General features: G+C 62.6%; 6 protein-coding genes. All 6 read right to left on the bottom strand.

Annotated features, from left to right (window positions below; translation table 11 throughout):
- The 6 genes from C4K39_RS13765 to asnB all read right to left on the bottom strand — a co-directional run bounded on the left by C4K39_RS13765 (position 1) and on the right by asnB (position 13,822).
- Positions 1–2,304 (bottom strand): condensation domain-containing protein, encoded by a 2,304-nt coding sequence (locus C4K39_RS13765; RefSeq protein ID WP_124346690.1) that lies wholly within the window; start codon positions 2,302–2,304, stop codon positions 1–3.
- Positions 2,301–3,833, bottom strand: coding sequence for an HAL/PAL/TAL family ammonia-lyase (locus C4K39_RS13760; protein WP_124346689.1), 1,533 nt, complete (start codon positions 3,831–3,833; stop codon positions 2,301–2,303). The genes C4K39_RS13765 and C4K39_RS13760 overlap by 4 nt, the downstream gene beginning before the upstream one ends.
- Positions 3,833–8,932 carry an AMP-binding protein gene (locus C4K39_RS13755; RefSeq protein ID WP_124346688.1) on the bottom strand — a complete coding sequence of 1,700 codons (5,100 nt, stop codon included), beginning with the start codon at positions 8,930–8,932 and terminating at the stop codon, positions 3,833–3,835. Before C4K39_RS13755 ends, C4K39_RS13760 begins: the two co-directional genes overlap by 1 nt.
- Before the next feature lie 221 nt (positions 8,933–9,153).
- Positions 9,154–10,080, bottom strand: coding sequence for a pentapeptide repeat-containing protein (locus C4K39_RS13750; protein ID WP_124346687.1), 927 nt, complete (start codon positions 10,078–10,080; stop codon positions 9,154–9,156).
- A gap of 715 nt (positions 10,081–10,795) precedes the next feature.
- Positions 10,796–11,701 (bottom strand): pentapeptide repeat-containing protein, encoded by a 906-nt coding sequence (locus tag C4K39_RS13745; protein ID WP_124346686.1) that lies wholly within the window; start codon positions 11,699–11,701, stop codon positions 10,796–10,798.
- Positions 11,702–11,959: 258 nt separating this feature from the next.
- A complete protein-coding gene (gene asnB, locus C4K39_RS13740; protein WP_124346685.1) occupies positions 11,960–13,822 on the bottom strand; it encodes an asparagine synthase (glutamine-hydrolyzing) in 1,863 nt (620 codons plus the stop codon).
- Between the last annotated feature and the right edge of the window lie 14 nt (positions 13,823–13,836).

The raw sequence follows: 13,836 nt of genomic DNA, 5'->3' as shown, positions 1-13,836 counted from the left end.
TTAAAACTCCTTGGGCAATGATTCGTGTCGCTGCTCTTGTGTCATCGCCACGAGTATTCGACGTGGTGCGGTAAAGGGCTCTCGCCCATGAGCAGTCAAGCGGTTGTCCACCATCAACACATCCCCCTGCTGCCACTCAAAGGAGAACGAGGCCTCGCGGTAGGCACTGCGGATCTGCTGTATCCATTGGCTCGGAATCGGCTCGCCATTGCCGAGGCAGGTCTGGACCGCCTGCAACTGCGCGACATCCAGGCCGGCCGCCACCTCGCCCAAGGCCTCGGACAACGCTGCCGGGTGAAACAGGGCGGCGTGATTGAACCAGACCTCCTCACCGGTATCGGGGTGGACGACGGTGGCGGGCACCACCCAGTCCGCCACCAGCTCATCCGCCCCGCCTGGCGAGAAGCGGTAACCCAGCGGCTCGTAGCGCCGGTAAAGGGTATCGAGGTTTTCCACCGCGAAAGCCTGCTGCCAGCTCAGGCCCAGCCCGGGCCGGAAGCGTCGGCGGTACATCACGCCATGCTGTCGAAAAGCAGCGCGGATCGACTCGGGCAAACACTCCAGCACCCTCCGGCAGTCGGCCAGGGGCGTACGCCCACCCTCGTGCGGCGGGGTGTGGCAGAAAAAGAACAAGCGCGCCGGCCAGCTGGTGGCATAGGCATTCTCATTGTGGAAAAAAATCCATTGGTCCGACGGGTACTCGGTGGAGGTATAGACCCCCGCTGCCACTTCGGTCCTGGGCGTGGATCGTTGCAGGTAGGGCAACGGCTCGCCGCCCAGCTGTTGCACCACCTCGGCGAACATTTCGCTGTCCGCCAGGTTGAAGCCACGAAACAGCACGGCTCCATCACGCACCAGATGCGCTTCAAGCACCTGGCGCTGACTGTCTGCCCAGCGTCCCAGATGCACATCCCGGGATCGGCACTGCACCCGTGTCGGCTCGGGCGCAGCCTGGGCAGGCATGATGCTGACCAGATCAGCGGCGATATCGACCCGGCGCCGGCTAGGAACGAACGCCGGAGCCCCGCCTTTTGGCCGCCCCGGCTCCAGAGGCGCATCGGGGGAAAAAAGCAGCGCATCCAGCCGGGAACGGAAACACTCGGCCAAGGCCTGCGCCGTCAGCTGGCTGCGACTGGGATCGATGATCACGCTCCCCCTGAGCCCCTCGCCTTGCTCCCACAACTCAAGCAGGACCGGAAACTTCGGCTCAAGCCCCGGAATACCCGTCACTTCGACCTCCAGTCCCTCCAGTTGCAAGGGCTGGCGCGGCATGTTGTGGAGCACGAATTTGCCTTCGAACAGTTGTCCGCCCGGTTGCCGGCTGGCCTCCACAATCGACGGGTACGGCAGATGGGCATGGGCCAATGCGTCGAGCCCCAGGCGGTGGGCCTGCTGTATTGCACCGGCACCGGTCAAGCCCTGTCCGGCCCGCCAGCGCAGCGGGATCTGGTTGACGAACATGCCGATGACCGGCTCATAGGCTGGATCGGTTCGTCCACCGAAATCGGTTGCCAGCACCAGGTCATCGCGCCCCAGCAGGCTGGCCATCGAGGTGGCGAAGGCACTGAAGCCCAGCGCGAACGGCGAGACTTTCCGGGCTCGCGCGGCCGCCAGCAAGGCGCGTGTGGTGGCGCCGTCCAAGTGCAGGTCCTGGCTCGATGCCGTGCAGCCGCTCTGGCTGGCGATCTGTCGGCTATGCGCCAGATGCTGCTCCCAGAAGCGCTGTGCCTGCCCCCAGGCCGGCGTACCTGCCCGAGCTCTTTCAGCCCGGGCGTGACTGATGGGCGAAGCGTCCAGCCCGGGCAGGCAGGCGGCAGCGCCCGCGGCGTAGAAGCCGGCCAGGTCGCGCTCGAACACACCCAGCGACCAGCCGTCGACGATCAGGTGATGAGCCACTACCACCAGTACATGGTGATCCACCGCCAACCGCGCCAGGTGCAGGCGAAACAACGGTGCCGCGGACAAATCGAATGGCCATTGCTGCTGGCGTTGCATCCACTGGGACAATTGCTCGATGGCAACCTGCTCCACCGGCAACTCGACTGCGACTTCGGCCAGCACTTCCTGTTCCAGGCCCTGGGCACCGACGACGAAACGCGTACGCAAGCCGGGGTGGCGTCGTACCAATAACGCCAATGCCTGCTGCAGGCGCACGGTGTCCAATCGGCCACGCAGGTCCAAGGCCAGCGCTTCCTGATAGGCACTGCCGGCACGACCAAGCGATTGCGTGACCCAAAGCCCCTCCTGGACTCGGCTGGCCGGGCCCCGGTTCTCGACGACCGGTGCCCCACAGGTATCGTTCATTGGTCCTGTATCTCGGCCAACTGCCGGGCAATCACCGGCGATTCATGGCACAACGCCTGGGCACGGCCGATCAGGTCCGCCATGAGCTGGTCTTCGCGCACAAAGGGAATCTCCTCACGGACTGCGGCATGAACCTTTCGCCCGCGCTCGGACAACTGCAAGCCCGGATTCATGTCGATGGCCTGGCAGGCCGTCAGCAGCTCGATGGCCAGGATGGTTTCGCAATTGTCGAGCACGGTCTCAAGCTTGTAGGCCGAGGTTCCCCCCATGCTCACGTGGTCCTCCTGCAAATGGCAGGTCGGTACCGTGTCGACCGAGGCCGGATTGGACAGCACCTTGTTTTCATTGAGTAAGGCGGCGCTGGTGTACTGCGCGATCATGAACCCGGAGTTCAAGCCCGGCTTGGCCACCAGGAATCCTGGCAGGCCATTCTGGCCGGAAAGCAACTGGTAGGTACGGCGCTCGGAGATGTTCGACAGGTCGCTGATGCCGATCGCCGCGAAATCCAGGGCGAATGCGGTGGACTGACCGTGCAGGTTGCCGCAGGTGAGAATCTGGCGAGTGTCTGGAAAGACCAATGGATTATCGGACACGCTGTTGCACTCGTTGCCGATGATGTTTTCCAGATAGCCGACCACCTGGCGCGCCGCCCCATGCACTTGTGGCGCACAGCGGAAGGAGTACGGGTCCTCCATCGCCGGATTGCAATGGGGCAGGTCCGCATGGTTGCTGCCCTGGGTCAGCAGCCGCAGGTGCCGTGCCACCTGGGAGCGCTCCGGGTGCAGGCAGGTCTGGTGGATCTGCGGATCGACAAAGCTGCGCGCCGCGCTGAAGCCCATCATGCTCATGGCCGCGCACAGATCCGCCAGGGCCACCAGGCGCTTGGCGCGAACCGTGGCCAATGCGCCCAGTGCATTGAGGTACTGGACACCATTGGTCAGGCACAGGCCATCCTTGGGCTGCAAGGTCAACGGAGCCAGGCCCAGTTCCTGCAGGACCTGTGCCGAGGGGCGTAGCACCCCTCGATGCCAGACCTCGCCCAGGCCGATCAGGGGCAAGAACAGATGAGCCAGGGGCGCCAGGTCGCCACTGGCTCCCACCGTGCCTTTCTTGGCAATGGCGCCTACGACACCGTGGTTCCACAAATCGACGATGCGCGTGACCGTCGACAGGCTGACACCGCTGTTTCCGGAGCGAAACGTCAATAACTTGATCAAAGTGACCAGGCGACTGATCTCCTCCGTCACCGGTGCGCCTACTCCACAGGCATGAGACTTGAGCAGGTTGTGTTGCAGGGTGGACAGGTCGGCCGGATCGATATGGGTCGTGCATAACGAACCGAAACCGGTATTGATCCCATAGTGCAAGGCATCGGAACCGGCTATCTCCAGGACAAAGCGATGGGCTCGGTCGATGTTATCGACCACGCCTGGGTCCAGTCTCAGGCTACAACCACTACGGGCGGCAGCCACCAGGTCCTCAGGGCTGAAAAAACGGGCATCGATGATGATCGGGATTGCAGCTGACATCAGTGGACCTCAACGCAAGGGGTGGGTGTTAGTTGGCTATGGACAAGGCTGGCCAGGGCGGCAACCGTTGGTTCAGCAAGAAACTGCGCCAGCCCGATGGCAATGCCCGTCCGGGTCTTGAGGAGGTTGAGCAATTGCATGGCATGGATCGAATGCCCGCCGGCAGCGAAAAAATCGCTGTTCGCCGCTGGAACACCTTCGTGGGGCAATACCTCTTGCCACAGCAAGGCAATGGCCTGCTGCAGGCGTAGCAACTCGGGCAACGGCGCGGCCGGGGCGCACGCCAGGTCCACGGTCGGCAGCGCCAGGGCGGCCACTGCCCGCCGGTCAAGCTTGCCGTTACGGGTGCGTGGCAGCTCGGCAACGGTCACGATCAATGAGGGCACGGCCGTCAACGGCAGGCGTTCGAGCGCGAAGCGCCGCAACGCCTGCGGTGTCACGGCGTCCTGCACCTCGACATGGGCAATCAGTTGCGGGCCTGCCTCCAACGGGCGCAGGCTGGCGATGGCCGCATGGACACCGGGATAAAGGCACAGGACGCTCTCCACTTCCTCCAACTCGATACGCACACCGTTCAACTTGACCTGGTTGTCCCGACGCCCGATGACTTCAAGCAGCCCATCGGTGTTCCAGCGGCCCATATCCCCGGTCCGATACAACCCACGGCCATCCGTCGATTGCGAGGCCAGCAAGACGAAGCCGCCCTCTTGCGCCGCGCCGTCATAACCATCGCTCATGTCGGCCGTACGCAAGTAGATTTCGCCCAGGCTCCCGATAGGCACAGGCAGCCCATCCGCATCGCGGATCTCGACCGTGCGCCCGCAAATCGGCTGCCCCACCGGAATCCGCACGCGCTCAAGATCGGCCAAGGTCACTCGATGCCAACAGGCCGCCACGGTTTCCGTCGGGCCATAGAGGTTGATCAGTTGCAAATCCGTGCCCCCACGACGCAGCAACTCGGTCGCCAGGGAGGCTGGTAACGGCTCGCCAACCGTGGCCAGCACCTGTAGTCGGCGTGGCCATATGGCGCTGCAACGCAGGGCCTCGGCGAGCAGGCTCGGAGTGATCTGCAGACTGGTCACCGCAGTCTCATCGAGCCATTGCAGCAGCCGGTCCGGAGCCAGGTCGGCGGTCCGGTCCGGCAGCACCAGCGATGCGCCATGGCACAACCCGCCAAAGATTTCGCATAAGGCTACGTCGAACCCTGGCGCGGCGATCTGTGCCACCCGGGCACCGGGCCCCATGCCAAGCGCGCTGACCTGCCACTGCAGATAGTGGCTGAAGGCCTGATGCGATTGCCTGACTCCCTTGGGCTGCCCGCTGGAGCCCGAGGTAAAGACCAGGTAGGCGCTGTCCCGAGGCGCTGCCTTGGGCAACAGTCGCGGCGTGGTGACGAGCGTCGCAGACACCTGGCACCCCAGGCGGGCGTCCTTCGCAACGGGCAACCACAGCGCCTCGTCGGCCAGGCTTTCGAGCAGCAAGTCGCTGCCACTGGTTGCCAGCAGGGCCTCTTGGCGCTTGCTGGGCAGGCGGGCATCGAGCGGCATGATGGCGGCTCCCGTTTTCAGCCCCGCCAGGAGCCCTACCAGCCAGGGAATGGGATCGCCACTGCGCACCGCGACCAGGGTCGGACTCCACTGCTGCAGAATCTGTCGGGCCAGTCGGTCGCTACGCTCTTCGAGCTGCCGGTAGGTCAAGGTTTGCTGCGCGCTCTGGATCGCCACTGAATCAGGACGGGCCAGCGCCCATGCGCTGATCAGCGCCGGCAACGTAGCCGGGGCATGATCGAGCCGGGGCGTGGTTTGCCAGCCGCGCTCGGCAGCCTGGTCGACCAGCGCCTGCAACGATTGCTCCGGCCCCTGCGCCGCCGCGCAGATCATCCGCTCCAGCCTCAAGCCGATCTGGCGCGCTGTCGCGTTGCTGAAGGCGCTGGCGTCGACCCGCACCACCCCCTCCACGCCATTGGCTGTTTCACAACTGACAATCTCGATCGGTTGTTCAAGGGCCTCTGGGCCCAGCCCGCTGGAACTGAGCGTGAGATCACCGACCACTACCTGGCTGCGCTCATCGCGCAAGATCAGCCGCTGCCATTGATCCGGCACCTGTGACACCGCGGCCACATGCACCGCTGCGACCTCGAACAAAGGGGCGGTATCGGAACGCACCTGACGCAATTGACTGCCAATCTGTTCCAGGGACGCACTGGCGTGGACAAAGCAGCGCCCCAGCTTGAAACCGATGTGGCGGGCGGCCTTGACGAAGGACTGGTCGGCTGCGAGCTCGGCCCGAACCGGCGCCACCCGGGTGCCATAGCCCGGCCGTTCGCCAAGGTCATCGTTGATGGGCACACCGATAACCCGGTCCCAGTGGCCACTCAGGCGCCCCAGCACGGCGAACACGCACGTCAGCAGCGTCACGAAGGGCGTCTGCCCGCTGGCTTGCAGTAAACGCTCGAACGCCGCGTGGTCCAGGGAGAAAGGTATGCAATGGGGTGGCTGTGGCCGGTCGCTCCTGAAATCCTTCGGCAATACCGTGGGCTGGAACGATGCCAGCTCGGTGCGCCAGTACCCCAGGTCGGCTTCGCTTGCAGCACGCGGTGCCAATGGCTGCGACCTGGGTTTGCCCGAGGCCGGCAACAGCAGATACCGGGCGATCCAGAGCATGCTCCAGAAATCGACCGCAGCGTGATGCACCTGCACCAGCAAGGTCTCGCCCGGGTCATCCTTGGAGCTGGCCCGTACCAGGCGCAAAGGGCCTTTGGCCAGTTCGAAAGGCTCGCTACAGCATGAACGCAACAGCGCGAAACGAGCCTGCACGGGGCTGTCCAGCCGAGCGACCGCAGCAGGCGAATGCGCCTGGGCAAACACCACCTCGGGCCCAGTGGCGGTCGTCAAGACCCGCATCCCCAGCGCTGGCAAGCGGTTAGGCAAATCCGCCGCCCGTGCGACCAGCCGATCGATGGCTGACACCGTCCCCGTCACCGCCAGTGCCAGGCTGTAGGCTCCATCGCCCCGCTCTACCCGGCGTTGCAAAATCGAGCGTTGCCCGGCCCGCAACGTCGGTTCGGGCACGGAGCTGGGTAAACGCGATGGCGGCATTGCCGACTGGTCACGCAACCAGCGTCCCAGTTCGGCCAGGGTCCAGCCGTCATACAAAATGGCCAGCGGAACATGAATGGCCGTGATGTGCGAGATCCGCGCAAACAGCTCGGTAGCGGCCAGTGAATTCAAGCCCAGCGCCAACAGCGAGGTCTCCACCGCGGGGGCCTGCGGCAGATTGGCTGCCAAGGCCGCTACCTGCGCCAGGGCTGCACCGATCGCAACGGCTGTGCCTCGTGCGCCGAGCGTTCCGGCCAAGCAGGCCAGGGCTGCATCCAAGCCATCGCCCAGCGTCGGTGAAAGCCATACGCCCCGGACCTTATAGTCATTTGCCAAGAGCTTGCGCCGGGCTTCGGCACGCTGGATCTTGCCGCTGGTGGTCATGCTGATCTGAGCCCTGGCCACCCAGACTATCGCCGCCAACGGGTGTTCGCAGGCTCGAGCGATCGCCTGGGCCAGCTCGATCGTCGAGCGTGCTGGCGCCAGCGTGGGCAACTCGACCAGCAACACCAGTTGTTCGCTATCCCATGATTCGCAGGAGCGCAGCCCCAGCGCCTGGTCGAACTGTTCGCCGGTCAGGGCCAGCGCCACCATGCGCGCCTCGCTTAGCAGCGGGTCGGCACCACGCGCGGTCTCCTCGATGTCATCCGGATAGATGTTACGCCCAGCGACAATCAGCAGGTCATTGAGCCGGCCCGTGACATAGAGCTCATTCCCGAGGAAGAAGCCCAGGTCTGCGGTACGCAGGTAATCAGTTGACGAGTCCCCGGCCAGGCGCACCCCGAACCTACCGTCTGCACGCCCCCAGTAGCGACTCGCAACGTGTTCGCCCGCCACCCAGATCTCACCGATACGCCCCTCGGGCAGCGGGTTCAGGCTGTTGGGATCGACGATGCGTATATCGGCCCCGGGCGCCACCGTACCACTGCTGACCAGGACCCTGGCCGGTTGTCCGGCCAGCGCCAGTTGCGCGTGCCCGGTGGCCAACGCCTGGGGACACAGACTTGTGCCCACCGCGGGTGAACGCTGGCGGTGCCCGGCACTGAGCAAAGTGGTTTCCGCAAGGCCATAGCAGGGTAGCCAGGCGGCCGGGTCGAAACGGCAGGCTTGCATGGCCGCGGCAAAACGCTCCAGTGTCGCCGCCTTCACCGGTTCTGCCCCGTTATAGGCCACGCGCCAACTGGACAGGTCGATCCCATGCAGCCGATGCGGATCGTCGATAGAGGCACATATCCGATAGGCGAAGTCCGGGGCGCCGCTGGTGTGGGCCCGATAATCCGAGATCATCCTCAACCACCGCTCAGGACACTCCTGAAAGGCCTCGGTGGGCATCAGTACCGCCTCGGCCCCGATCAACAACGGGTGCAGAGCCGCGCCCACCAGCCCCATGTCATGGAACAGCGGCAACCAGCTGGCGAACCGGGTGTGGCTGTCGTGGGAAAAGACCGTCGCGATCATCCGTGAGTTGGCAGCCAGTTGCCCATGCGTCACCACCACCCCTTTGGGAGCGCTGGTGGAACCTGAGGTGTATTGGATAAAACAGGTGTCTTGCGCATCGGCGGCAAAGGGTGCGATGGACTCCCCGAAGACCTCATCCACTGCAATCAGTCGTGTTGCAGGGACGCTATCGCAGAAACGGGCCAAGGCAGGTGTCTCGCTGCCAAGCACCAGGGCAAAGGGCTGGCAGTCGGCCAGGACATGCTCCAGGCGCCCGCGCCGCCGGCCATTGAGCGGCACGGGTACGGCCACGGCGCCAGCATGCACGATGGCCAGGAAGCCACGGATGAATTGCGCGGGGCTGTTGCAACCCAGGACGATCGGCTGGCCCGGCAGTACGCCCCGGGCCCGCAGCCCACCGGCCATCCCGGCAACCTGGCGGGCCAGCTCCCCATAGGTAGGGCTATCGACCTCTGTACCTTGTGTATCCAAAAAGCGAAACGCCACCTGGTCGGGCTTCGAATCAGCGTGACAAGCCAGGACCTGCGCGAGACTGATGGGCAATGTTCGCTCCTTGAACTGTCGAATTCCGTATTACCTATCCAAGGCGGTCGCCGCGACGGCCGGCAACGTGATCCGCATCAGGCACGGGCCTCGGCAAAGCCCCTTTCAGACGCGGTGCATCACACCCTTGGATCACTGCTTGCTGCTACGGCTCACTCCAGGTGTCGCCCAGCTTCATCCGAAGCCGGGCGACACCCAGGCGTTAAACCGACAAGCGCCTATCAGGCGTTGCCACCGCCACCGCCACCACCCTTACCGGCCACAACAACGTGATTGAAGATGCCCATCACGCTTGCAGCATCACCCTCGATCACCCCCAGGGTCAGATGCCGGGCCAGCGCCTCATCGAGCTGAGCCTCTTTCACCCCCGTACCGGCAAATGTCGCACCGCTCCATTGCACGCCACGCAGATCGGCTCCATCCAGGCAAGCCTCGGTGAGCATGGCATCACGCAGGTCGGCACCACACAGATCAGCACCACGCAAGTTGGCAAAACGCAGGTCGGCCCCTCGCAGGTCCGCCCCACGCAAATCGGCACCGATCAGCACCGCCTGACCCAGGTAGGCCTGGCTCAGATTGGCACTGCGCAGGGTCGCCCCTTCCAGGTTGGTGCGGCACAGATTGGCGTCCACCAGCCAAGCGTGGCTCAGGTCCGAGCCCGCCAGCGAGGCATCGGAAAAATCAGCCCCGCAAAGCTCTGCATGAGTCAGCTCACTGCCTGCGATCGAGGACCGACGGAAGGACGCCTGGCGTGCACTCACACTGGCCATCAGCGCGGCATTGAGCCGGACATCCTCAAGGACTGCACCGCCGAGCAGAGCGCCCGACAGCGTCGCACCTTCGCAGTTGCTGCCACGCAGTACGGCTTTCGACAGGTCGGCCCCGGTGAGGTCGGCCTTGGCGAAAACACTCTGCTCGAAACGCCCTTGCGACAGGTTGGCCTGCGCCAGGTTGCTGCCGCTCAGATCACTGGAACGCAGACGCAGACGGCTAAGATCCGCCGCGCTGAAATCCTGTCCCGATAGATCATGCCCTTCACTCTGGCGAGCCGCCTGCTGACGCAGGCAAGCGGCACGATAAGCAACGGGGGAGCTTGAAGTTTCCGAGGTACTCTTCTCTTGCACTTGTATGACTGATTTCAAAGGCATAGTTGTCTCTCCTCAATGGTTTGAGACTGCGTTGAAACAAAAGTTATATACAGAGCAAGCCTGGTCCAAGTAATTCTGTACAAAATTCACTGCAGGACATGAGGCCAAATACAGCGTGCGGGACGTCTCGCCTGCTAGGGTGTAGTCGAGGGTCCCAATTCTGTCAAATGCCTTAAACGTGAATTTTTTGCGACGTTAAAAAAAACCAGCTGAAAACAAAAACATCCTTATTTCAATGGCCTGGCTGGCATCTCAAGCAAAAACACAACCTTTGCCAGCCATGCCATTTGGGAATGAATACGGTAACTCGAAGAAATTCGACTCAAGCAAACGTGCCCTGGCAAAAGTACCAGGGTGTTGATCGGATATTGAAAAATTAGATATCAGGAATATTAATAACCCGTACTTCATGCCAGGCCTATTACAACTACTCCAAACACTTCACAGAGACAGGAAGTGTGTATGAAATTCAACGTTCAAGCGCCGGACAAATCAACTCGATTAACACCGGACAGATCTTACAAGCGCTAATTGAACCAAAGAATACAGAATACTTTCTTATATCAGTGCCCACCGAAACAGTCGGCAACCTGCACTCAAGGACTGCAGGGTTGAAGCTTGCGTTCGATGAAGAGCATCGCCAGGTGGGTGAACGGCCCACCTGGCGAGCAGGTATCAACGCATCATCGAGCGGCGGCAAGCGCCCTTGGCTGCCCTACACCGACCCTTTACTGGCCATTACCGAGTCGTTGTAGATCCCCATCACACCGGCCGACTGACGGCCCTGGATGCCCGTCTCCAGGTGAGAAGCCAAAGCGCCATCGAGCTGGGCCTCTTTTACAGAGGCGCCGGCGAATGTCGCACCCGCCCACTGCGCGCCCCGCAGATCGGCGCCCTCAAGGCAGGCCTCGGTGAGCATGGCCTCACGCAGATCCGCATCGCGCAGATCGGCACCACGCAAATTGGCAAAGCGCAGGTCGGCGCCTCGCAAGTCGGCGCCTGACAAATTGATATCGATCATCACCGCCTGGCCCAGGTAGGCCTGGCGCAGATCAGCGCCATGCAGGTCGGAAGATTCAAGATTGGTGCGGCAGAGATTGCCATTGACCAGGGAAACATGACTCAGGTCGGCCTTGCCCAGCGAAGCATCCGAAAGATCGGCGCCACCCAGGTCGGCGTGCGACCACTGGCTAGCGTCCGCCGAGCAGCGGCGCAGGCAGGCCTGCCGAGCGCTTGCCCGAAGCATACGGGCACCGCTGAGTCGAGCATCTTCAAGGACCGCGCCATCGAGCTTGGCACCCACTAGCGAAGCCCCGGCCAGACTGCAACCACGTAGCACGGCTCGGGAAAGATCGGCGGCATCGAGGTCGGCGTTGACGAACGCGCTCAACTCGAAACGCCCTTCGGACAAATCGGCCGCTGTCAGCTTGCAGCCGGTCAGATCACTGGAACGCAACCGCAGCCGGGAAAGATCCGCAGCGCTGAAATCCTGCCCGCCAAGCTCATGTCCGGCACCGTGCCGGGCAACCCGTTGCCGCAGGCATGCCGCACGGTGAGCGACGGGAGGGTGAAGCACTGCCGAGGTATTCTCTTGCGTTTGAACAATCGACTTCAAAGGCATGGACGTCTCTCCTTGACCGGCTGATTCCAGACCGACCTCAAGCAAAAAAGAAGTTCGGGCTTCGAGCCTCGGGTATCAGGTGACACCAGAAACCCTACAAGAAATATATGGAAATATTCTTGCGTTGTATTTTTTTAGACACAGTCCTCGGGCCTGTCAAATTAGAGAACGTAAATTATTGTCATCTGGCTAAAGGCCACTTAGCCAGCGCTGCGCCCTTCGCGCCTGCCCTGCTGCGAGATGCCCGGCGACAGAAACCTAAAGCCCTTTGATGGAAAATTTCTCCAGCAAAATGGAAAAGCTCAGTGCAAACAGCAAGATGTCGTCGTCAGCATGGGGGTTGGCGCCGGCCGAGCTGTTTTCGTGCCGTCGCAATTCAGCGCTGATGGCCTTGGCATCGAAAAAACCCTCCCGGGCGACACGCTCCGGAGCCAGCATGTCGTGAATCCACTCTCTGTTCTGCGCCAGCAGGAAACTTGAACCCGGAGCCCGGAACCCGAACTTTTCACGCTGGATGATGGCCTTGGGCACCCTGGCGATGGCGGCTTGCTTGAGCAGGTATTTCTCGTCCATGCCATTGAGCTTCAGATGAGGCGGCACGCGGCGCAGGAATTCCACCACCTCGGGGTCCAGGAACGGAAAGCGCCCTTCGATCGAGGACACCATGTTCATGCGATCGCCATGGTCGCCCAGCAGATGGTCGGCGAGCCGCAGCTTCAGATCCAGGTAGGATCGCTGATCGATCGGATGGCGCCCCTGCACCTTGGCGACGTCGATCACCGGCCGCGACAGGCTGTCTTCGGCTAGCAACAGGTGCTCCACATCCGCTGACAGAAAGCGCCGGCGAAACGCCCGGTAATCGCCATAATGCCGCTCATAACGCACGTTGGCGTTGCCCCACAGTTGCTCCCGGGCAAAGGCCTCCTCCTGGCTCAACGCCTCGCTGCCGCGTTGGCGACTGAACGCGTCGAAACGGTACCCCGGATACCCCGCCAGCAGTTCGTCCGCGCCCTCCCCACCCAGCACCACAGGCACCCCATGGGCCCTCGCAGCGGCCGCCATGGCCATGGTGCAGGTGTTGTAGGTCTCCGTCACCGGGCATTCGCTGTGCCAGACCATGTCAGGCAGGACTTTCGCGATGCGTTCCTGTTCGAAAGCGATTTCAATGTGCCGACTGCCCAACTGACGAGCCATCAACAGTTGATAGACCCGTTCATTGATTGCGCGGTTTTCGGGAAAGACCACCGAGAACGTGGTCAGTGGGTAATCAGGAGCCACGGCCTTCACCGAGGCGGCCACAAAAGAGGAGTCCAGCCCCCCACTCAGATACAGCCCCACAGGTACATCTGCACGCAGTCGCCGCGCGACGGCGGCATCGAACACGCCCAAAAACTGCTCGATGACTTCCCGCTCATCAGCGACCTGCAGCTGCGCACCCTGCACGGGATAATCCATGTCCCAAAAGACGTCCTCGGTGATCTGCCCGCCCTCGACCAGCAAGCGGTGCCCCGCTGGCAGGCTGCACACGCCCTTGAACATGGTTCGTGGACTCACCAGCCCGGGAAAACACAGCACCTGGTCAAGACCGATGGGGTCGATCGCCCGATAGGCGGCAGGGTGCTGCAAGATCGCCTTGATTTCCGAAGCGAACACCAGGGTGTTGCCGAAGACGGCATAGTGCAGTGGGGTAATGCCCATCTGATCGCGAAACAGCCACAAGCGTCCGCTACGTCGATCCAGGAGCGCCAGGGAGAATTGACCGTTGAGATGGTCGGTCAGGTCCGCACCGTATTCCTCATACAGGTGCAGGATCACTTCCATGTCCCCGTTGCTGCGAAATACATGTCCCCGGGCCCGCAGTTGCTCCCGTAATTCGACATAGTTGTAGATCTCGCCGTTACCCACCAGGGCCAGGCTGCGATCCTCGTTGTACAGCGGCTGCTCACTGCCAGTCGGATCGATGATCGACAGACGCCGCATGCCAATGGCCCACCCTTTCTCCACCAGCATCCCCTGCGCATCGGGTCCACGATGAACCAGGGTCTGCAGCATTGCCTCCAGCACCTTGGGATCAGCGCTTCCCTGCCCGGATAAATCCATGAATCCAGCGATTCCACACATCAGGCGATAACCCC

It is taken from the genome of Pseudomonas sessilinigenes (genome assembly GCF_003850565.1).
Taxonomy (GTDB): Bacteria; Pseudomonadota; Gammaproteobacteria; order Pseudomonadales; family Pseudomonadaceae; genus Aquipseudomonas; species Aquipseudomonas sessilinigenes.
This window is presented reverse-complemented; position numbering and strand designations above follow the sequence as displayed.